Consider the following 21,185-nt stretch of genomic DNA (forward strand, 5'->3'; position numbering starts at 1 on the left):
CGGGGGCGGGCTCGGCGCCAGCGCCTGCACCCGCGGACCCCACCGACGCCGCCGCGCCCCGCCGCATGCCGCTGCGCGCGCTCGACACGACGGCGGAGCGCCCGTGGCCGGTCCGCCTGCTGTCCTCGAAGATCGCCGAGTACGTCGCGCGCATGGCCCCGGTCTGGATCGAGGGCCAGGTCGTCCAGCTCAACCGGCGCCCGGGCGCGGGGGTCGCGTTCCTCACGCTGCGCGACACGGACGTCGACATGTCGCTGCCGGTCTCGCTCAAGGTCGGCGTGCTCGCGGCGTCCGGGGCGGCGGTCGAGGAGGGCGCACGCGTCGTCGTGCACGCCAAGCCGGAGTTCTGGACCAAGCGCGGGTCCCTGCAGCTCCAGGCCGACGCCGTGCGGGCCGTCGGCGTCGGCGAGCTGCTCGCCCGCATCGAGCACCTCAAGGGCGTGCTGGCCGCCGAGGGGCTGTTCGACGCCCGCCGGAAGGTGCCGCTGCCGTTCCTGCCGCGCGTCGTCGGGCTCGTGTGCGGGCGCGAGTCCAAGGCCGAGCACGACGTCGTCGTCAACGCCCGGGCGCGCTGGCCGCAGGTCGAGTTCGAGATCCGGGAGGTCGCGGTGCAGGGCGTCGGCGCGGTCGCCCAGGTGAGCGCCGCGATCGCGGAGCTCGACGCGGACCCCCGGGTCGAGGTCATCGTGGTCGCGCGCGGCGGCGGCGCGGTCGAGGACCTGCTGCCGTTCAGCAACGAGGCGCTCGTGCGCGCGGCCGCCGCGTGCCGCACGCCGCTCGTGAGCGCGATCGGCCACGAGACCGACTGCCCCCTGCTCGACCTCGTCGCCGACTACCGCGCCTCGACACCGACCGACGCCGCGAAGCACGTCGTCCCCGACGTCGGCGAGGAGCGGGCGCGCCTGACGCAGGCCCGCTCGCGCATGCGCGGCGCCCTCGTGCACCGGCTCACGCGCGAGCAGCACGGGCTCGACTCGCTGCGGAGCCGGCCGGTGCTGGCGTCACCGGTGCGCCTCGTCGAGACCCGCGAGCAGGACGTGCACCGGCTGCGCGACGGCGCACGCCGCGCCCTCGAGCACGCGCTCGTGCGCGCGGGGGCGGACACCACCCGGCTCGCCGCGCAGGTCCGGGCGCTGTCGCCGGCCGCGACGCTCGCCCGCGGCTACGCGGTGGTGCAGCGCGCCGACGGGGCGGTCGTCCGCGACCCGGGGGACGTCACGGAGGGCGAGGACCTGCGGGTCCGGGTCGCGCACGGCGAGATCCACGCGGCGGTCACGCGCCGCGGCTGAGCACCGGCGCCGGTGGACTCCGCCGTCGAGCCACCTCCGCGGCGGCGGACCAGCCTGCGGACGACGGCGCGACCGTTCGCGCGCGAGGTGGGCGGGTGCTGGTTGACTGGTCCCGTGCCGAAGACGACCGAGCCCGCGTCCGCGCCCGCTGTCCCCACCGCGCCCCTCGACGACGCCCACGACCTGAGCTACGAGCAGGCGCGCGACGAGCTCGTCGCCGTCGTCGCCCGGCTCGAGGCCGGCGGGGCGACGCTCGAGGAGTCCCTCGTGCTCTGGGAGCGGGGTGAGGTGCTCGCCGCTCGCTGCCAGGAGTGGCTCGACGGCGCGCGCGAGCGGCTCGCGTCGGCCCGGGGTGACGAGCCCGGCACCGACGCCGAGGCGTCCGACGCCGCGACGACCGTGGGAGGCGCACGATGAGCGCGGCGGGCGAGCGCGCGCTCGTCGTCGGCGAGGCGCTGGTCGACATCGTCCGGCGCACCGACGGCTCGGTCAGCGAGCACCCCGGCGGCAGCCCGGCGAACGTGGCGCTCGGGCTCGCGCGGCTCGGCCGCACCGCCGAGCTGCTGACGTGGCTCGGCGACGACGCGCACGGCGACCTCGTGCGGGCGCACCTCGAGCGGGACGGCGTGCACGTGCTGCGCGGGGACCGGGTCGCGGCGGCGACGTCGACGGCCGCGGCCACGCTCGACACCGAGGGCGGCGCGACCTACGACTTCGAGCTCGAGTGGGACCTGCCGGCGACGTGGGACTCCTCCGACGGCGCGCCCGTCGTGGTGCACACCGGGTCCATCGCGGCGGTGCTGCCCCCGGGCGGTGAGGCCGTCGCGCGTCTCCTCGCGGAGCACCGCGCGACGTCGACCGTCACGTACGACCCGAACCTGCGCCCGGCGCTCATGGCCGCGCCCGCGGTCACGCTGCCGCTCGTCGAGAACCTCGTCGCGCAGGCCGACGTGGTCAAGGTCAGCGACGAGGACCTCGCGTGGCTCATGCCGGGGGTCGCCCCTGCGGAGATCGCCGAGGACTGGGTGCGCCGTGGGCCGGCCGTCGTGGTCGTGACGCACGGCGGCGAGGGTGCGTTCGCGTGCACCGCGGCCGGCGACCGCCTCGCGATCGCGGCCGAGAACGTCGAGGTCGCCGACACGGTCGGCGCGGGCGACTCGTTCATGTCGGGGCTCATCGACGGGCTGTGGTCCGCGGGCCTGCTCGGGGCGGACCGCCGCGAGGCGCTGCGCGCGATCGACGCGGGGACGCTCGAGCAGGTGCTCGTGCGGTGCGTGCGGATCGCGGCCATCACGGTCTCGCGCCCCGGCGCGAACCCGCCGACCTCCGCGGAGCTCGGCGAGGGCTGACGCGAGGTCGTCGACGGCCTCGGCACGTCCACGCGCAGCGCTCGGTCGCCGACTGCCCGGACCGGGACGGCGTGGCGGGCACGCCGCAGCGCCGGGCACGCCGCAGGGTCGGGCGTCAGCCCTGTGCGTCGAGCTCGTCGAGGGTCAGCAGCACGAGCGAGGCGGTCCAGGCGAGCGGCGCGAGGTCGGCGGGCCGGCCGTCCCACAGCACCTTCTCGGGCAGCGAACCGGCGTCGGTGCGGTGCGCGTCGAGCCAGTCGAGCCGGCTCCGGGCGTCGTCCACCCGGCCGGCGCCTGCGGCCGTCAGCGCGAACAGCGCGGTCTGCGGGGTCCACGAGATGCCGTCGGCCTTCCAGCCGGCGCCGGGGGCGAGCCCGCCCGCGGGTCGCTCCATGCCCTCCGCGGCCGCGAGCCACGCCGCGGTGACGTCGGGCGAGCCGGACGCGAAGGGCGGCATGAGGAACGCGACGGCGGCGTCCCGCACCTGGCCCCCGTCGTGCCGCGGGTACCCGAGCGGGGCGAACCGGGTCGCGAGCGCGCGGTCGAGCATCGCCTCGACGGACGCGGCGCGGGCCTCGAGCTCGGGCGCCCACGCCGGTCCGACGCCGGGCGCGGACCCGGCGACGGACTGCGCGAGCTCCTGCGCCGAGCGCGCCCCGAGGAGCATCGGGGCGACGACGCCGAGGGTCGTGCGCGTCTCGCGGACCTCCCAGTAGTCCGGGGACGGGCGCGGCATCCCGGTGACCGGGTCGATCGCGCCCTCGATGGCGGCGAGCGCGCTCGTGAGGCTGGGGGCGAGAGCGTCGAGCGTCGCCGCGCGTGTCTCGTCGTCGGCCGCCGCGTACCACTCGGCGGCGGCCCACAGGTACCAGGCGCCGCCGTCGAGCTGCGTGCCGCGGTCGTCGGGCACACCGCTCTCGTCGGGCAGGTACCGGGCCTGGAACGTCCCGTCGGCCTCCTGGACGCGCGCCAGGTGGCCCAGGATCCGCGCGGCGTCGTCGGCGTGCCCGGTGCGGGCGAGCGCGACGGCCACGAAGCTCGCGTCGCGCGGCCACGAGTAGAGCCACGCCGCGGTCGGCCCCGCCAGGACGGCGCCGTTGTCGAGCGTCAGCGTGTCGAGGTCGAGCAGCGCCTGCCGCGCCATGTCCGCGTACCGCTCGGGCCCGGGCACGGTCCCCGCGGCCAGCCAGTCCCGCTGGACCTCGGCGAGCGCCTCGAGCTCCGCGTGCCGCTCGGTGGCCGCACGCGCGTCGTCCCCCGCGGCGCTCACGACGGCGGCGGTGACGTTGCTGCCCTCGAAGCGGGTGACCGCCTCGTCGGGTCCGACCGCGACGACCACGTCGTCGACCGAGAGCAGCGCGGCCTGGGTGCGCAGCGCGGGCTCCGCGTAGGGGCGCGGCCCACCGACCGACGACGACGCGAGGAGCAGCGTGGCGGCCGCGACCACGGCGGGCACGGCGGCGCGTCGGAGTCGTCGGGCTGGCACCCGGGAACTCTAGTACGGACGCGCACCGCCACCAGGAGGCCGGGCGCCGCCGACCGCACGCGGTGACCGCTCTGCGAGCCGACCGCGCGGGTCGTCCGACGACCTGCCAGCATGTGCTCCGTGACCCCCACCATCACCCCGGCAGAGGCCTGGACCCGGCTCCAGGAGGGCAACGAGCGCTTCGTGCGCGGCGAGATGCTGCACCCGTCGCAGGGCGTCGACCGGCGCAGCGAGCTGAGCGTCGCGCAGGCGCCGTTCGCGGTCGTCTTCGGCTGCTCGGACAGCCGCGTCGCCGCCGAGATCATCTTCGACCAGGGGCTCGGCGACGTCTTCGTCGTCCGGACCGCGGGCCACGTGCTCGACACGACCGTCATCGGCTCGATCGAGTACGGCGTCAACGTGCTCGGCGCGTCGCTGGTCCTGGTCCTCGGGCACGACAGCTGCGGCGCGGTCGCGGCGGCGACGACGGCGCTGACGACCGGCGAGCTGCCCGACGGGTTCGTGCGGGCGATCGTCGACCGGGTGATCCCGAGCATCGTGAACATCGCGAGCGGCCCGGACGGACGCACGTTCGCGTCGCTGTCGGCGGCCGAGCTGGGGCACGAGCACGTGCGGCACACCGTGCAGATGCTGCAGGGCTACTCCAAGTCGCTCGCCGAGGCGGTCGAGGAGGGCCGCTGCGCGATCCTGGGCGTCGAGTACACGCTCGCCGACGGCCGCGCGCAGGTCACGGAGTCGGTCGGGCCCGTCGGGGTCTGACGCAGGACGCGGCCGCTCTCGCTCGGCGACCGCGAGCGGACGGGCGGTCCGCCGACGCGAGCGCGGCGCGCGCGAGACGCGGATCACGCTGGTCGCGCAGCCGCACCTGGACGACGATCGAGGCCCCGCGCGGGCTCGTCGGCCCGTCTCCGGCGAGGTCCACGGCGCGAGAATGCGTTCGCCCTGCCCCCGCGCGGGTGCCAGGGTCGACGCGTGCCCCGACTCCCCCAGCGCGCCGGACCCGGTGCCTTCGCGTCGTTGCAGGTCCCCGCGTACCGCGCGTGGTTCGCGAGCCAGATCCTCTCGGCGTCGGGCCTCGTCACGCAGTCGGTGGGGACCGCGTGGCTCGTGCTCGAGCTGACCGGGCGCGCCGTCGACCTCGCGCTGCTCTCCGCCGCGACGCTCCTGCCCGTGCTGCTCGCGGGTGCGTGGACGGGCGGGCTCGCGGACCGCGTCGACCGCCGCCGCCTGCTCGTGGTCACGCAGTCGGCGTTCGTGGTGCTCGCTCTCGTGCTGACGGCGCTGAGCGCGTCCGGCGCCGCCCAGGTCTGGTCGCTGCTGCTCGTCAACGCCCTGAGCGGCGCGGTGAACGCGGTCGACGCCCCGACGCGTCAGGTCTACGTGATGGACCTCGTCGGGCGGGACCGGCTCGCGAGCGCCGTGAGCCTCTACGAGGTCATCCTCAACGCCTCGCGCGTCGTCGGGCCCGCCGTGGGCGGGCTGCTGCTCACGCTCTCGGGCCCCACCGCGTGCTTCGCGGCCAACGCCGTCTCCTACGTCGCGCCGCTGCTCGTGCTGTGGCGCTACCGGCCGGCGTCGAGCGGCCCGGCACCTGGCTCCGCACCACGCGCGCGCGGCGCCGCTCGCGCGGGCCTGCGGTACGTGTGGTCCACGCCGGTGCTGCGCGCGTGCGTGCTCGTGGCCGGCGCGAGCGGGGTGCTGTTCAACGCGTCGGTGCTGTTCCCCCTGCTCGCGACGCGCGCGCTCGGCATGGACGGCGCCGGGTACGGCGCGCTGCTCGCGTGCTTCGGTCTGGGTGCCCTGCCCGGGGCGCTCGTCGCGGCGCGGCTCGGGCAGCCGAGCGGCGCGGGCGTCCGGGTGCTCGCGCTCGGGACCGGGGTCGCCATGGCGCTGACCGGCCTGTCCCCGACCGCCGGGGTCGCATTCGCCGCGATGGCGGTCACCGGTTTCGTGTCGATCTGGTGCATCACCGCCGCGAACACGCTCGTGCAGCTGCGCGCGGCGCCCGAGCTGCGCGGCCGGACGCTCGGGGTGTGGACGATGGCGCTGCCGGGGCTCAACCCTGTCACGGGGATCGCCGTGGCGACGCTCGCCGACCACGCCGGCGCCCGGGCCGGCTTCGCCGCGGGCGGTGCGGCGATCGCGGTGGCGGCGCTCGTCGGGTGGCGGGCGCTCGGCCGGGACCGCGCACCCGAGCCCGCACCCGATCCCGCACCCCGCGCCGTGGCGCAGGCCACGCCCGCGCCGCGCTGACGGGTCCCGGGGCCCGGTGAGAGGATGCGGGGCATGAGCAGCGACGTCGCTTCCGGGTCCGGTTTCCGTATCGAGCACGACACGATGGGTGAGGTGCGCGTCCCGGCGGACGCGCTGTACCGCGCGCAGACGCAGCGCGCGGTCGAGAACTTCCCCATCTCGGGGACGCGGCTCGAGCGCAGCCACATCGAGGCGCTCGCGCGCATCAAGAAGGCCGCCGCGCGCGCGAACGCCGAGCTCGGGGTCCTCGAGCAGGACGTCGCGGACGCGATCGTCGCGGCCGCCGACGAGGTCGCCTCCGGGGCGCACGACGCGCACTTCCCCGTCGACGTCTTCCAGACCGGGTCCGGCACGTCGTCGAACATGAACACCAACGAGGTCGTCGCGACGCTCGCGAGCACGCGGCTCGGGCGCCCGGTGCACCCCAACGACCACGTCAACGCGTCCCAGTCGTCGAACGACGTGTTCCCCACGTCGGTGCACGTCGCCGCGACCGCGGGCGTCGTCGGCACCCTCGTCCCGGCGCTCGCGCACCTCGCGGAGGCGCTCGAGGCGAAGGCCACGCAGTTCGCGGGCGTCGTGAAGTCGGGGCGCACGCACCTCATGGACGCGACGCCGGTCACGCTCGGCCAGGAGTTCGGCGGGTACGCCGCCGCGGTCCGCTACGGCATCGAGCGCCTCGAGGCCGCGCTCCCCCGCGCCGCGGAGGTCCCGCTCGGCGGCACCGCGGTCGGCACCGGCATCAACACCCCGGCCGGGTTCCCGCAGCGGGTCATCGCGCTCCTGGTGGAGGACACCGGGCTGCCGCTGACCGAGGCGCGCGACCACTTCGAGGCGCAGAGCGCGCGCGACGGGCTCGTCGAGCTCTCGGGTGCCTTGCGCACGATCGCGGTGAGCCTGACGAAGATCTGCAACGACCTGCGCTGGATGGGCTCCGGCCCCAACACGGGCCTCGGCGAGATCGCCATCCCCGACCTGCAGCCCGGGTCGTCGATCATGCCCGGCAAGGTCAACCCGGTGATCCCGGAGGCGGTGCTCATGGTCGCCGCGCGCGTCATCGGCAACGACGCGACGGTCGCGTGGGCGGGCGCGAGCGGCGCGTTCGAGCTCAACGTGCAGATCCCCGTGATCGCGCTCGGGGTGCTCGAGTCGATCCGGCTGCTCGCGAACGCCTCGACGGTGCTCGCGGACCGCACGATCGCCGGCATCGAGGCCAACGAGGAGCGCGCCCGGGCGTTCGCGGAGTCGTCGCCGTCGATCGTGACGCCGCTCAACCGGGTGATCGGGTACGAGGCGGCCGCGAAGATCGCGAAGCACTCCGTGAAGAAGGGCCTGACGGTCCGCGAGGCCGTCGTCGACCTCGGCTACGTCGAGCGCGGCGAGGTCACCGAGGAGCAGCTCGACCAGGCCCTCGACGTGCTGAGCATGACCCGGCCGCCGCAGGCCTGACACCGGCTGCGGTCGCGCCACTCCCACGCCCGGTCCGGCGCGCACCCGCGTGCCGGGCCGGGCGTCGCGCTGTCGCGGGGCGCCGCGGCCGGGCCGTCGACGGAGGACCTCCGGAGGGCTCCCGCAAGGCCCCGACGGGCCGATCCGGAAAAGGTTGAGTCCCGCTCGTCACGGTTCCGTCGCGATCCGCGTGTCCAGGTCACGGGCCCGTAACGATCATCACACCATTGCGTGCAACCGCTCCCACGGGGCCCGGCGGCCCCACTACGTTCGACGGACCGCGCAGGACCCTGCGGGGCGCACGCGGCGGACGACGACGAGGTCGAGGGGGAACTGTGGGCTGGACGATGCGGCTGCTCGCGCACCGGGCGCTGACGCAGGCGTCGCTGCTGGTGACGGTGCTCGCCGTCGCCGTGCTGGGCTCCGGCCTGCTGGGGACGTTCGGGCTGCTGCTCACCGAGAGCGAGGCGCGGTCGCTGCAGACGGCGCTCAGCCGCGAGCCCGGGACGGCGACCGACGTCGACGTCGAGCTCACGCCCGGCGCCAAGGCGCCCCTGCGGTCGATCGAGGCCGCCGAGGGCGTGCTCGCGACCGTCACGGAGGACGTGCCGACCACGTACGACCGCTGGCTGACCTCGGTCCCGTACCGGATCCCCGCCGGGGACGTGTCCCCCGCGCCGCTCGCCTACGTCGCCGCGCAGCCCGCGCTGGAGGACCGCGCCACGCTCCTCGAGGGCCGGTGGCCCGCAGCGGCGGCCGACGGCGACGGGCGCGTCGAGATCGCGGTCCCCGAGACGGCCGCGGAGGCCTTCGGATGGACCGCCGGCAGCACCTTCCCGCTCACGAGCTCGTCGTCGCGCGACGTCGTCGACACCGTCGTCGTGGGCGTCTTCGAGCGGACAGGGCCGCTCGCGCCGTGGGGACGCGACCTGCTCGACGGCGCGCTCGTCGACCGGAACTTCCCCGTCCCGGGGTCCTTCGGCTTCGTGAAGACGACCGCCTACGGCCCGTTCGTCGCGATGCCCGAGGTCCTCACCGACCAGGTCGTCGAGACGCAGTCGGCCCGCGTGGTCGCCCACCCCCAGCTCGGGGAGGCGACCCCCGCGACGCTCGCCGAGGTTCCGCAGCGCGTCGAGGACGCACGCCCCGCCCTCATCGCCGCGCTCTCCGACGTCGCGCTCGGCGGGTACGTCGTGACCGAGCTCGCGACGACCGTCGACGGCGCGCGCACGCAGCTCGCGGTCACGCGGGTGGGTCTCGCGGTGCTCGGCATCATGCTCGCGGTGCTCGCCGTGACCGTGCTGCTCATCGCCGCCCGGCTGCTCGCGGAGCGGCGCGTCGCCGAGCGCACGCTCCTGACCTCCCGCGGCGCGTCGGCGAGGCAGCTCGTGCGCTTCGCCGGTCTCGAGGCGCTTGCCATCGCGGCGCTCACCGCCGCGCTCGCGCCGTTCGTCGCCCGGGCGCTGTACCGCGCGGTGGTCGCCCAGCCCGTGCTCGCGGCCGCCGGGCTGGACCGCGACCCCGGGCTGCCCCGGCACCTGCTCGTCACGTGCGCCGCCGCCGCCGCGCTCTTCGCCGCCGTGCTGCTCGCGCCGCTCCTGCGCCGGCCGACGAGCGTCGTCGACGACGAGCAGCAGCTCGTCCGTCAGGAGGGACGCGGTTCGTTCGCACGCTCGGGCCTCGACCTCGCGCTCGTCGCGCTCGCCGGCGTCGCGTTCTGGCAGCTGCGCGTCTACCGGTCGCCGGTCGTCGAGGGCGGCGGGATCGACCCCGTGCTCGTCGCCGGGCCGGCGCTGTTCCTGCTCGCCGGGGGTGCCCTGACGCTGCGCGCGGCACCGCTCGTGGCGCGCGGCGTCGAGCGGCTCGCGCGGCGCAGCCGCTCGCTCGTCCTCCCGCTCGCCGCGTGGGAGGTCTCCCGCCGCCCGGCACGTGCCTCGGGCGCGGTCCTGCTCCTCACGCTCGCGGTCGCCGTGAGCTCGTTCTCGCAGTCCTTCCTCGCGACGTGGCGGGTGTCGCAGGCCGACCAGGCCGAGCTGCGGGTCGGCACCGACGTGCGCGTCGACGGGCTCGCCGGGACGCCGTTCGACCAGTCTGCGACCATCGGCGCGCTGCCCGGCGCGACGGAGTTCAGCCCGGTGACGTCCCGGTCCGTGAAGATCGGGCGGCCCGTGACCGACAGCCAGCTCCCGTCGACCAACAAGAGCATCGACCTGCTCGCCGTCGACACCGTGGGCGGCTCCGCGGTGCTGCGCGGGCGGTCGGCGCACCCCCAGGGCTGGCCCGGCGAGGTCGAGCGGCTCGCACCCGAGGACGCGGTCCGGGGACCGGTGCTGCCCGGCACGCCCGAGCAGGTCGACCTCACGCTCGCCGCCTCCGTGATGCCTGCGCTCCCCGGCACCCAGGTGCTCGTCACGGTGACGGTGCAGGACGCGCACGGCGCGCGCGTGTCCTACGAGCTCGACCCGTTCCCGGCGGACGGCACCCCCGCGCAGCAGACCGTGACCGTCGCGGCGGCCGGCGCTCGCCTCGCGACCCCGCTGAGGGTCGTGTCCCTCGTCGGCCAGATCTACCTCCCCGCGGAGGCGGTCGTCGCGATCGGCGACGCCCTGCCCGTCGCCCCGCCCAACGGCTCCGCGCCGCTGGTCTTCTGGGACCTCGACGTCGCCGACCTGCGTGCGCGCACCGGTGGCACCGTCTCGGAGCCCGTCGCGTTCGTCGCCGACGAGTGGTCCGGACGGTCGCTGCCCAACTCCTGGGGCGTCGTGACACCGGTCGACCTCACGGTCGGGGACGCCGGTGCGCTGAGCGCGACAGGAACCCTCCCGCTCGACGACCTGATCGAGGGCGGCCGAGGCTTCTCCGTCACGGCGTTCGAGGCCCCGGAGCACGTCCCGGTGATCGCGTCCGACGCGATGCTCGACCTTCTCGAGTCCGAGGTCGGCAACGAGGCGCTGCTCGCGTTCGGGGCCGTCACCGTGCCGGTGCGCCTGGTCGCGGCGGTCCCCCACCTGCCCGGCAGCCCGGCGCGCCCGGCCGCTCTCGCGGACCACGACACCCTGTGGCGCGCGCTCGCCGGCATCGGCCTGACGGACCCGTTGATCGACGAGTGGTGGGCGGCGGTGCCCGACGACGGCCTCGCCTCGACCCTCGCGGACGTCCGCGGCCGCGACGACGGGACGATCGAGAGCCGCGTCGAGGTCCGCGACCTGCTCACCGACGGCCCGCTGCGGGTCGGCATGCAGGCCGCGCTCTGGATCGTCACGATCGCCGCCGTCGCTCTCGCGATCGCCGGGTTCCTGATGAGCGCGACCGTCTCGGTGCGGCTGCGCCGGCTCGAGCTCGCGCGGCTCCAGGCGCTCGGCGCCTCGCGCGGCGGGCTCGTCCGGGCGGTTCTCGCCGAGCACGGGCTGCTCGCGCTGCTCGGCAGCACCGGCGGCCTCCTGCTCGGCCTGCTGCTGGGCCATCTCGTCGCGCCGCTGCTCACGGTCGCCGCCGACGGCCGACGGCCCGTCCCCCCGGTCCTCGTGCAGTGGCCGTGGGCCGACGAGGCCGTGCTCCTCCTGTCCCTGCTCGCCGCCATCGCCATCACCGTCGGGGTGACCACCATGACCCTCCTGCGCCGTGCGTCCGCAGAGCTCCTGCGGCTCGGGGACGACCGATGAGGGCGCCCCGCGTGCTGCCCCTCGTCGCCGGCTCGCCGCTCCTCGCGTGGCGTCGCGCGGTCGCCGACCGCGGCCTCGTCGCGGTGTGCCTCGCGCTCGTCGCGGTGACCGCGTTCCTCGCGCTCGCCGGCCCGCGCTACCTCGTGGAGTCCGCCGACCGGGGCGTGCGCCAGGCCGTGACCGAGGCGGGCAGCCGCAGCGACGTGCTCGCCGAGCTGCCGCCCGCGATGGGCACGGTGCGGGACACCGTGCGCGACCCGCGGCTGGCCGACAAGCTCGAGTCCGCCGCGAACGACCTGCGTGCGGTGCTGCCCGACGAGCTGCGCGCCACGGTGCTGGAGCCCGAGCTGTCGTTCCACAGCACGGACCTGAGCCTCGCCACCCCGCCCGAGACCGGCCTGTGGGCGCTGCGCCTGAGGTGGGTGTGGAGCGAGCGCTCCGCCGGGGTCCGCTGGGTCGAGGGCGCCGAGCCCGGCGCCTCGCCGGACGTGCGCGCCGAGCACGCGGCCGAGCGCGAGGCTGCGGGCTACGACGTGCCCGTGGAGCTCCGCCCGCAGCGCGTCGAGGTCGGCGTCACGCGCGCCACGGCCGACGCGCTCGGCGTGACCGTCGGGTCGGAGATCGGCCTGGCGGGCGCGCTGCGCGGCGAGGCCGTCGCCGTCGTGACGGGCGTCTACGAGCCGGTCGACCCGGCGGACGAGACCTGGGCCGACGCCCCGGAGCTCGTCGAACCCGTCGTCCGGGAGGCCAAGCGGGGCAATCACACGACCACGGGCCTCTTCCTCTCCCGCGAGTCGGTCCCGGACGCCCGCGCGGCGCTACAGGCCTCGGGCCACCGCACGGTCGTCCGGCTCGCCGTCGACGTCCCGGCGCTCACCGCGGCCCGCGCAGGCGCGGTCGCGGACGACGTCGCGTCGATCACGGCGAACCCGGACCAGCTGACCCTCTCGGGCGGGCGCACCCTGGCCGTGTCGACCGAGCTCGACGAGGTGCTCGGCGAGTTCGCGACGCGGTTGCGCGGCGTCACCGCCCAGGCGTCGCTGCTCCTCGTCGGCATCGTCACCGTCGCCGGCCTCGCCCTCGTGCTCGCGGCGCGCCTGCTCGTGACCCGGCGCCGCACGCTGCTCGAGGCCGAGCGGGCCCGCGGCGCGTCGGTCGCGTCGGTGGCGCTGCGCCTCCTGCTCGAGTCGGTGCCGGTCACGCTCGTCGGCCTGGTCCTCGGCCTGGTCGCCGCGCTGCTCGCGACGCCGGGCCCGACAGCCGTCGTGTGGGCCCCGGCGATCGCCGTCGCGGTCGTGGCCGTCCTCGCGACGCCCGTCCTGGGGGCCGCGCTCGTGGCCCGCGCCTGGACCGGGCGCCAGCTGCCCGCGAACCGCCAGGACCGCGAGCGCGTCCTCGGCCGGCGGCGCGCGCAGCGCAGGACGGCCGAGGTCACGGTCGTGGTCCTCGCGGCCGGGGCGGCGTCGGCGGTGCGCGGACGCGGGCTCCTGCAGACGCAGACGTCCGGCGTGGACCTGCTGCTCGCCGCGACGCCGGCGCTCCTCGCGGCGGGCGCGACGATCCTCGTGCTGCGGGCGTTCCCGGTCGTGCTCGGCGCCGTCGGTCGGCTCGCGGCACGGCGTCGCGGGCTCGTGGGCGTCGTGGCGGCGGCCCGTGCGGCGCAGGCTGCCGGGCTCGGCGTCCCGCTGCTCTCGCTCACCGTCGCGCTCGCGCTCGTCGTGTTCGCGGGCCTCACGGCGGCGACCGTCGGCGTCGGTCAGGAGCGGGCGTCGATCGAGCAGGTCGGGGCGGACGTCCTCGTCGAGGGCGGGGTGACCCGCGAGCTCGCCGACGAGGTGCTGCGGCAGGACGGCGTCGACTCCGCCGCGCTCGGCACGGCGATCGGCACGCGCCGGCTCAACGGCGACGGCGGCGAGGTCGTGACGCTCGTCCTCCTCGAGGCCGCGGCGTACGAGCGTGTCCGCGCGGCCGTCGACCCGCGGTACGGCGGAGAGCTGGCCGGGCTCGACGGGACCGGACCCGACGGCCCACGTGCGCTCGTCAGCCCGTCGCTGCGCGTCGAGACCGACGTCGCCGGGGCCCGGGTCTACGACGGCGAGCAGCGCGTGGTGCTGGAGGTCGTGGGGGACACGACGATGACGTTCGGGCCGGAGCCGGTCGTCGTGGCGGACCTCGCCACCTACACCGCGGCGACCGAGGTCCCGCTCGAGCAGGACACGCTGTGGGTCTCCGGCCCGGGCGCTCCCGCCGCCGTCGAGCGCGCGATCGCCGAGGTCGAGGCCGTCGACCTCGACGTCACCGTGCGCGCCGACCGGCTCGCCGCGGAGCGGTCCTCCGCGCTCGTCCGCGCGCTGCAGCAGCTGCTGCTCCTGACGAGCCTCGTGCTCGCGCTGTTCGCGGCCGTGACGCTCGTCCTCACCGTCGTGGCGACCGCCCCGGAGCGCGGGCGCACGCTCTCGGCGCTGCGCACGCTCGGGCTCGACCCGCGCGGCGCACGGCTCGTCACGCTCGGCGAGCTCAGCCCGCTCGTCGTCGCGGCGGTGCTCGCCGGCGCGCTCATCGGGGTCGCGGTGCCCGTCGTGCTGACGAGCGCGCTCGGGCTGCGTCGGGTCACCGGCGAGCTCGGCACGACCGAGCTCGTGGTCACGCCGCTGCCCTTCGCCCTCGCGGTCGGCGTCGCGGTGCTCGCGCTCGTCGTCAGCGTCGTCGCCGAGGCCGCGGTGCGGCGGCGCGACCGGCTCGGCGACGTGCTCCGGGTCGGTGACCGGTGAGCGGCCGGCGCGCCGACCGGGCGCTCGCCACCCGCCACGGGCCGCCCGCCGGCCCGGCCCCGACACCCGTCCCGCCCACCGTCCGAGGAGCAGCCCGGTGACCACGACGCAGACCCCGCAGCAGTCGCTCGCGACCCTCGAGGACCGGGCCCGTGCGCGTCCCGGCGCGTACGGCGAGCACGCGCTCATCGCGTGCGACAACCTCGTGCGGATCTACCAGTCCGAGGGCATCGAGGTGCAGGCCCTGCAGGGCCTGGACCTGCTCGTCGACCCCGGCGAGGAGATCGCGATCGTCGGCGCGTCGGGCTCGGGGAAGTCGACGCTCCTGTCGGTGCTCTCCGGCCTCGACGTGCCCACCGCCGGGCGCGTGCGCGTCGGGCCCTGGGACCTCATGGGGATGTCGGCGCGCGAGCGCGTCGAGTACCGGCGCCGCATGGTCGGCTTCGTGTGGCAGCAGACGGGACGCAACCTCGTGCCCTACCTGTCGGCGACCGAGAACGTGGCCCTCCCCCAGGCCCTTGCCGGCGTCCGGTCGGCCGCCCGGCGGCGCCGCGCGGTCGAGCTCCTCGACGCGCTCGGGGTCGGCTACTGCGCCGACCGGCGCCCCGGCCAGCTCTCGGGGGGCGAGCAGCAGCGCGTGGCGATCGGCGTCGCGCTCGTGAACTCCCCGCAGGTCCTGTTCGCCGACGAGCCGACCGGCGAGCTCGACACCGCGACGTCCGTCGAGGTGTTCGACACCCTGCGCGCCGCGAACCGCGAGCTCGGCGTCACGGTCGTGATCGTCACGCACGACTCGAGCGTGAGCGAGCACGTGCAGCGCACCGTGGAGATCCGCGACGGGCGGACGTCCTCGGAGGTGCTCCGCCGCACCCACACCGACGAGCACGGCACCGAGCAGGTCGTCGCCGAGGAGTACGCGGTGCTCGACCGCGCGGGGCGCGTCCAGCTGCCGGCGGACTACCGCGAGGCGCTCGAGCTGTCCGGCCGCGTCCGGCTCGCGCTCGAGGCCCGCCACGTCGAGGTGTGGCCCGACCGGCCGCGCCCCGGCCGGCACAGCACGACGGGCGCCCCCGACGGCCCCGGCACGCAGCAGCAGACCCGCGAGGAGGAGTCATGACCGGCACACCCGTGACGGGGACCGCCCCCTGGTCCGCCGTGGGCGGCGCCCCCGCTGCCCCGGCCGCACCGATGGTCGTCGTCGAGCACGTCAGCCGCACGTACGGCTCCGGCGCAGGCGCGGTGCACGCGACGCGCGACGTGTCGTTCACCGTGCAGCCGGGCGAGCTCGTCGCGCTCGTCGGCCGGTCGGGGTCCGGCAAGACGACGCTGCTCAACCTCATCGGCGGCCTCGACCGGCCCGACGAGGGGCGCGTCGTGGTCGACGGTCGCGAGGTGTCGAGCCTCGACGAGCGCGGCCTCGTCGAGCTCCGGCGCGACGTCGTGTCGTTCGTCTTCCAGACGTTCGGGCTGGTCCCGGTGCTCTCCGCGGCCGAGAACGTGGGCGTCCCGCTGCGGCTGCGCTCGGTCCCGACCGCGGTCCGCGAGGCACGCGTCGAGCTGCTGCTCGACCTCGTCGGCCTCGGTGCCCACACCCAGCAGCGTCCGGGCGAGCTCTCGGGCGGTCAGCAGCAGCGCGTGGGTCTCGCGCGCGCGCTCGCGAACTCCCCCCGGCTGCTCATCGCCGACGAGCCGACCGGCCAGCTCGACACCGAGACCGGGCTCGCGATCATGGCGCTGCTGCGGGCGGTCGTGCAGGCCGAGGGCATGACGGCGATCGTCTCGACGCACGACCCGCTGATGATCCAGCTCGCGGACCGCGTCGTGCGGCTCGCGGACGGGCGGCTCGTCGAGAGCTGAGCCCGTCCCGCGCGGCGCGGCCCCGGCGTCGCGGCCGGGGTCAGGCGAGCGTGAACTCGTCGACCCCGGCGGCGAGCTCGGACGCGACCCGCCCGAGCTCGACGACGGCGTGCCGCACGTCCTCGGCGCTGTCGAACGCGCTCCCCGCGGCCTGCGCGACGTGCGACGCGCTGTCCGCGATGTCGCGCGAGCTGCCCGCCGCGACCACGAGGTTGCGCTCGATCTCCGACGTCGTGACGGTCTGCTGCTCGACCACCGCGGACATCGACGCCTGGTGCTCGTCGACCGTCGTGATCGACGCCGAGATGCGCTCGACGGCGGCCCGCACGTCGGCCGAGTCGCGGGCGACCGCGTCGAGCACCGGGCTGATCGTCTGGATGGCCGTGGACGTCTGGTCGGCGAGCTCCTTGACCTCGCCCGCGACGACCGCGAACCCCTTGCCCGCGGCCCCGGCGCGGGCCGCCTCGATCGTCGCGTTGAGCGCGAGCAGGTGCGTCTGGCCCGCGATCGCGGTCACGGTGTCGAGGACCGCCGCGATCTGCGAGGACGAGGAGCCGAGCCGCTCGGCGTTCTCGGCGGCGGCACGGGTCGCGCTCACCGCCGTGCCGGCCTCGGCCGACGCCGCGTGGACGCCGTGCGCGATCGACTCGATCGACGCCCGCATCTCGGTCATCGCCGCGGTCACGGCCTGCACCTCCGAGCTCACCACGACGGCACTCTGTGCGGCCCCGTCCGCGCGCTCGACGGTCTGCCCCGCGACACCCTCGAGCGTCCCGCTCGAGGCGTCGAGGCGGCCGGCGGTCACGCGCACCGCCTCGGCACCCGCCTGCATGCGCACGACGGCGCCGCGCATGCCCTCGATCGCCTCGCCCAGCGCGTCGCCCATGACGCCGATCTCGTCGACGCCCTCACCGCGGACGTCGACCGCGAGGTCCCGTGCGGCGACCCGGCGCAGCGCCGCGGTGAGCCGGGACACGCGGGCGACGATGCGCCCCGAGAGCCCGACGACCGCGGCCACGGCGACCACCGTGACGGCGAGCCCCGCGAGCAGCAGCGTCGTCATGAGCGTGCGGGAGCCGTCCGCGAGCCGGTCGGGGACCGCGCGCAGGTCGGAGTCGAAGCCCCACGCGGCGACCGTCCACCCCCAGGGCCCGTAGCGGCTCACGTCGACCGTCGCGAACCCGTCGCCCGCGAGCTCGACGCGGTGCTGGACGGGCTCGTCGCCGGTCGCCGCCGCGCCCGCGTCCACGAGCGCCTGCGCGAACGGCTCGCCGTCGGCGTCCGTCGCCTCCAGAGCCGGCCCCTCGTCGGCGCCCGGCGGCGGCACGACCCACTCGCCGGCGTCGGAGAGCACCGTGAGGTACCCGTGCTCGCCGACGGTCACGGTGCTCAGGGCCTCGCGCAGCGGCGCGTCGACCGCGGCCTGCGGCGTCCCGACGAACAGCGCGCCGACGACCTCACCGCCCTCGAGGAGCGGGGTGTAGGCCGCGACGTACGGCTGGCCGACGACCGTCGCCGTGCCGTAGAACGGCTCGCCGGCGGTGAGCGCCGCGACCACGGCGTTGGGCGTGCCGTCCGGCCCGACGGCGGGGATGTACGTCCCGATCGCGCGCCGGCCTTCGGCGTTCTGCACGCTCGTCGCGACCCGCAGCATGTCGCCCGCGTCGTTGACCCGCTGGAAGAGCGTTGTCGCGGACCCGAGGAGCTCCGTCACGTCGTCCACCACGGGCGTCCGCACCGCCGGGTCCGCGTTGCGGCCGAGGTCGGCGCCGCCGACCGTCAGGCGCGGGACCTCGACCTCGGTCCGCTCCTGGGTCACCTGGTTCGTCGCGGTCCACCGCTCCGGCTCGGCGAACGCGACGCTGCCCTGCTGCGCGAGCACCTGCGACGCCACGCGGAGCTCGGACTCGAGCCGCTCCGTCACGGTCGCGACCTGGGTCTCGACGAGGGTGAGCGCCTGCTGCGAGGTCTGCCGCATCGACTCGTCGGTGAGGGTCCGGACGTCCCGCTCGGCGCTCGAGGCGAGGCCCGAGACCTGCGACCCGCCGAGCGCGGTGAGGAGGGCCGCCGTCACGACGACGGCGCCGCCCCCGGTGGCCACGAGCTGCAGGCGCAGGCTCCGACGGAGACGTGAGGTGAGGACTGGCACGCGAGGGCTCCCGGGGACGAGGCGGCGGTGCCGGTCGTCCGCCAGCCCCCTGGACGACCAGCGGTGGCACCCGCCCCTTCGGACGTGCCCGCCGGGTCGTGAGGGGTTGCGCCCGGGACCTTGGTCCCACGCCCACGTCTCACCCGACCGGCCGTCCCTCACGCGACCCGTCGTCCGCCCCGCCCGTCGTCCGCCTCGCCCGCCGTGCGCCTCGCCGCTCGTCCGCCCGGTCGCGCACGCCGTCCGGTGCCCGAGCGGTGCGGTTCCCGGGACGGGCGCCGCACCGCTCGGCTGCCGGCGTCAGATCTCGATGCCCTCGAACAGCTCGGTGACGAGCGCGGCGACGGGCGAGCGCTCGGAGCGGGTGAGCGTGACGTGCCCGAACAGCGGGTGGCCCTTGAGCGCCTCGATGACCGCGGCGATCCCGTCGTGCCGCCCGACGCGCAGGTTGTCGCGCTGCGCGACGTCGTGCGTGAGGACGACGCGCGAGCTCTGGCCGATGCGCGAGAGCACCGTGAGCAGGACGTTGCGCTCGAGCGACTGCGCCTCGTCGACGATGACGAACGCGTCGTGCAGCGAGCGGCCCCGGATGTGCGTGAGCGGCAGCACCTCGAGCAGGTCGCGGTCGAGCACCTCCTCGACGACCTCCTTGCTGACGACCGCGCTCAGGGTGTCGAAGACCGCTTGCGCCCAGGGGTTCATCTTCTCGGACTCCCCGCCCGGCAGGTAGCCGAGGTCCTGGCCACCGACCGCGTAGAGCGGCCGGAACACCATGACCTTGCGGTGCTGGCGCCGCTCGAGCACCGCCTCGAGCCCGGCGCACAGCGCGAGCGCCGACTTGCCCGTCCCGGCGCGCCCGCCGAGCGAGACGATGCCGATCTCCTCGTCCAGCAGCAGGTCGATCGCGACGCGCTGCTCGGCGCTGCGCCCGTGCAGGCCGAAGACGTCCTGGTCGCCGCGCACGAGCTGGACGTGCTTGTCGGCCGTCACGCGCCCGAGCGCCGAGCCGCGCGGGCTGTGCAGCACGAGGCCGGTGTGGCACGGCAGGTCACGGGCCGCCGCACCGCGCGCGCTCGTCGCCGCCTCCTCGACACCGCCGGCCTCGAGGTCCTGGTCGAGGTCGGCGAGCGCGAACGACTCGTGCTCCCACAGCCGGGCCATCTGCTGCTCGGAGATGTCGAGCGTGTCCATCCCGGTCCAGCCGGAGTCGACCGCGAGCTCCGCGCGGTACTCCTCCGCGCGCAGCCCCACGGCGGACGCCTTGACCCGCATCGGCAGGTCCTTCGAGACGACCGTGACGTCCTTGCCCTCGGCCGCCAGGTTCGCCGCGACCGCGAGGATCCGCGTGTCGTTGTCCCCCAGCCGGAAGCCGGCGGGCAGGACGCTCACGTCGGCGTGGTTGAGCTCGACCCGCAGCGTCCCGCCCGCGGTGCCGAGCGGGATGGGGTGGTCCAGCCCGCCGTGCGCGACGCGCAGGTCGTCGAGGAGCCGGAGCGCGGACCGTGCGAAGTAGCCCAGCTCGGCGTGGTGCCGCTTGGCCTCGAGCTCGGTGATGACGACGACCGGGAGGACGACGTCGTGCTCGGCGAAGCGGTAGACGGCCTTGGGGTCCGAGAGCAGGACGGACGTGTCGAGGACGTGCGTCCGCAGACCCTCGTCCGGCGCGTCCGTCCCGGCCGGCGCTGTCGGACCCGCGGTGCTGGTGGCGGCCGCGCTCGTGCGGGGTCCCAGATCCTTGTTGCCCACAACAGGCTCCCTCCGGCGCGTCAGCGCCGCATCGGGCACCTCGTGCCGGCCCGCGTGAGCGGTGTGCGCCGGCAGTCGGCGACGAGACGAGGTCGGCCGGCCCCGCAGGGCCAGGACCGGCCCTCCTCCCGGAGCGGTTGCTCCATGGGCTGGCCTCCCGAGGACGGCGGGCGCCGTCCGGTGAGCCAGACGCTACGCCCGGGCTCCGACACGCGGCGCACGGACGCGCGCCCCGGGCCACTTCTTCATCCGATGGATACCTGGCAGACACGCGCGCAGACACACGCGCCCGCCCGCGCACGCGGGCGGATCCGGGTCCTCAGCGCCCGAGGCGGCGCTCGCGCGCGGCGTACGAGCGGACCGCGCGCAGGAAGTCCACGCGCCGGAAGTCCGGCCAGTACGCCTCGCAGAAGTAGAACTCCGAGTGCGCGCTCTGCCACAGCAGGAACCCGCCGAGCCGCTGCTCGCCGGAGGTGCGGATCACGAGGTCCGGGTCGGGCTGGCCGCGCGTGTAGAGGTGCTCGGCGATGTGCTCGACGTCGAACTGCTCGGCGAGCTCGTCGAGGCTCGCGCCGCGCTCGGCGTGCGTGCGCAGGAACGAGCGCACGGCGTCGGCGATCTCGCGCCGGCCGCCGTAGCCGATCGCGACGTTGACATGCAGCCCCTGGACGTCGCGCGTGCGCTCCTGCGCGGCGCACAGCGCGTCCGCGGTCGCGCGCGGGAGCAGGTCGAGCGAGCCGACGACCTGCACGCGCCACCGCCCGCTCGCGGCGAGCTCGTCGACCGCGTCCTCGATGATCCGCAGGAGGGCGTCGAGCTCCTCGGCCGACCGGGTGAGGTTGTCGGTCGAGAGCATCCACAGCGTGACGACCTCGACGCCGATGTCCTCGCTCCAGCCGAGCAGGTCCGCGATCTTGTCGGCCCCGCGCTGGTGGCCCGTCGCGGCCGACTCCCCGAGGTTGCGCGCCCACCGCCGGTTCCCGTCGAGGATGACCCCGACATGCCGCGGCATCTGCGCGGGGTCGAGCGAGGCCGCGATCCGGCGCTCGTAGAGCCCGTACAGCAGATGGGGCAGGCGCACGCTCGAACTCCTCGTCAGCGGGCTGGGAACGGTCCGCGCTCACGCTACTCGCCCGGGCTGCCTGCGACGGACGTGACGTCCGGATCCTGGCGG

At 76.2% G+C, this 21,185-nt stretch carries 14 protein-coding genes; 10 read left to right on the plus strand and 4 right to left on the minus strand.

Features of this window, described 5'->3' with window-relative positions:
- The first annotated feature begins 65 nt into the window (after nucleotides 1-65).
- The 3 genes from xseA to NXY84_RS15800 all read left to right on the plus strand — a co-directional run bounded on the left by xseA (nucleotide 66) and on the right by NXY84_RS15800 (nucleotide 2,638).
- Nucleotides 66-1,289 (plus strand): exodeoxyribonuclease VII large subunit, encoded by a 1,224-nt coding sequence (gene xseA, locus NXY84_RS15790; protein WP_258727240.1) that lies wholly within the window; start codon nucleotides 66-68, stop codon nucleotides 1,287-1,289.
- Nucleotides 1,290-1,403: 114 nt separating this feature from the next.
- Complete coding sequence (locus tag NXY84_RS15795) at nucleotides 1,404-1,706, plus strand: exodeoxyribonuclease VII small subunit (RefSeq protein WP_396126254.1); 303 nt, start codon at nucleotides 1,404-1,406, stop codon at nucleotides 1,704-1,706.
- Nucleotides 1,703-2,638 (plus strand): carbohydrate kinase family protein, encoded by a 936-nt coding sequence (locus tag NXY84_RS15800; RefSeq protein WP_258724004.1) that lies wholly within the window; start codon nucleotides 1,703-1,705, stop codon nucleotides 2,636-2,638. The genes NXY84_RS15795 and NXY84_RS15800 overlap by 4 nt, the downstream gene beginning before the upstream one ends.
- A 115-nt stretch (nucleotides 2,639-2,753) precedes the next feature.
- Here NXY84_RS15800 and NXY84_RS15805 read toward each other — a convergent pair whose 3' ends face one another.
- Nucleotides 2,754-4,124, minus strand: a complete 1,371-nt coding sequence (locus tag NXY84_RS15805) for a glycoside hydrolase family 15 (protein WP_258724005.1) — start codon at nucleotides 4,122-4,124, stop codon at nucleotides 2,754-2,756.
- A 111-nt stretch (nucleotides 4,125-4,235) separates the two neighbouring features.
- Between NXY84_RS15805 and NXY84_RS15810 the strand changes: the two genes are divergently transcribed.
- The 7 genes from NXY84_RS15810 (at nucleotide 4,236) to NXY84_RS15840 (ending at nucleotide 16,116) form a co-directional block, all read left to right on the plus strand.
- Nucleotides 4,236-4,883, plus strand: a complete 648-nt coding sequence (locus tag NXY84_RS15810; RefSeq protein ID WP_258724006.1) for a carbonic anhydrase — start codon at nucleotides 4,236-4,238, stop codon at nucleotides 4,881-4,883.
- Between the two features lie 213 nt (nucleotides 4,884-5,096).
- Entirely contained in the window at nucleotides 5,097-6,377 is a 1,281-nt protein-coding gene (locus NXY84_RS15815; protein ID WP_258724007.1) for an MFS transporter, read from the plus strand.
- A gap of 33 nt (nucleotides 6,378-6,410) precedes the next feature.
- Nucleotides 6,411-7,826, plus strand: a complete 1,416-nt coding sequence (locus NXY84_RS15820; RefSeq protein WP_258724008.1) for a class II fumarate hydratase — start codon at nucleotides 6,411-6,413, stop codon at nucleotides 7,824-7,826.
- Nucleotides 7,827-8,161: 335 nt separating this feature from the next.
- Nucleotides 8,162-11,488 (plus strand): FtsX-like permease family protein, encoded by a 3,327-nt coding sequence (locus NXY84_RS15825; RefSeq protein ID WP_258724009.1) that lies wholly within the window; start codon nucleotides 8,162-8,164, stop codon nucleotides 11,486-11,488.
- Nucleotides 11,485-14,259, plus strand: coding sequence for an FtsX-like permease family protein (locus NXY84_RS15830; protein ID WP_258724010.1), 2,775 nt, complete (start codon nucleotides 11,485-11,487; stop codon nucleotides 14,257-14,259). Before NXY84_RS15825 ends, NXY84_RS15830 begins: the two co-directional genes overlap by 4 nt.
- A gap of 97 nt (nucleotides 14,260-14,356) precedes the next feature.
- Entirely contained in the window at nucleotides 14,357-15,376 is a 1,020-nt protein-coding gene (locus tag NXY84_RS15835; RefSeq protein ID WP_396126255.1) for an ABC transporter ATP-binding protein, read from the plus strand.
- Between the two features lie 71 nt (nucleotides 15,377-15,447).
- Entirely contained in the window at nucleotides 15,448-16,116 is a 669-nt protein-coding gene (locus tag NXY84_RS15840) for an ABC transporter ATP-binding protein (RefSeq protein ID WP_258727243.1), read from the plus strand.
- Between the two features lie 40 nt (nucleotides 16,117-16,156).
- On the opposite strand, the gene NXY84_RS15845 is transcribed toward NXY84_RS15840, so the two are convergent.
- The 3 genes from NXY84_RS15845 to NXY84_RS15855 all read right to left on the minus strand — a co-directional run bounded on the left by NXY84_RS15845 (nucleotide 16,157) and on the right by NXY84_RS15855 (nucleotide 21,092).
- Nucleotides 16,157-18,217 (minus strand): methyl-accepting chemotaxis protein, encoded by a 2,061-nt coding sequence (locus tag NXY84_RS15845; protein WP_258724011.1) that lies wholly within the window; start codon nucleotides 18,215-18,217, stop codon nucleotides 16,157-16,159.
- Nucleotides 18,218-18,565: 348 nt separating this feature from the next.
- Nucleotides 18,566-19,915: a PhoH family protein gene (locus NXY84_RS15850; protein WP_258727244.1), complete on the minus strand. Its 1,350-nt coding sequence runs from the start codon at nucleotides 19,913-19,915 to the stop codon at nucleotides 18,566-18,568.
- A 415-nt stretch (nucleotides 19,916-20,330) separates the two neighbouring features.
- Nucleotides 20,331-21,092, minus strand: a complete 762-nt coding sequence (locus NXY84_RS15855; RefSeq protein ID WP_258724012.1) for an isoprenyl transferase — start codon at nucleotides 21,090-21,092, stop codon at nucleotides 20,331-20,333.
- Nucleotides 21,093-21,185: the final 93 nt, after the last annotated feature.

The organism is Cellulomonas sp. NS3 (assembly GCF_024757985.1).
Lineage (GTDB): Bacteria > Actinomycetota > Actinomycetes > Actinomycetales > Cellulomonadaceae > Cellulomonas_A.

What these genes read in the sequence shown, in the direction of transcription:
- xseA (WP_258727240.1), top strand. Translation starts at nt 66, where the DNA reads ATGCCGCTGCGCGCGCTCGACACGACGGCGGAGCGCCCGTGGCCGGTC.
- NXY84_RS15800 (WP_258724004.1), top strand. Translation starts at nt 1,703, where the DNA reads ATGAGCGCGGCGGGCGAGCGCGCGCTCGTCGTCGGCGAGGCGCTGGTC.
- NXY84_RS15810 (WP_258724006.1), top strand. Translation starts at nt 4,236, where the DNA reads ATGTGCTCCGTGACCCCCACCATCACCCCGGCAGAGGCCTGGACCCGG.
- NXY84_RS15820 (WP_258724008.1), top strand. Translation starts at nt 6,411, where the DNA reads ATGAGCAGCGACGTCGCTTCCGGGTCCGGTTTCCGTATCGAGCACGAC.
- NXY84_RS15830 (WP_258724010.1), top strand. Translation starts at nt 11,485, where the DNA reads ATGAGGGCGCCCCGCGTGCTGCCCCTCGTCGCCGGCTCGCCGCTCCTC.
- NXY84_RS15840 (WP_258727243.1), top strand. Translation starts at nt 15,448, where the DNA reads ATGGTCGTCGTCGAGCACGTCAGCCGCACGTACGGCTCCGGCGCAGGC.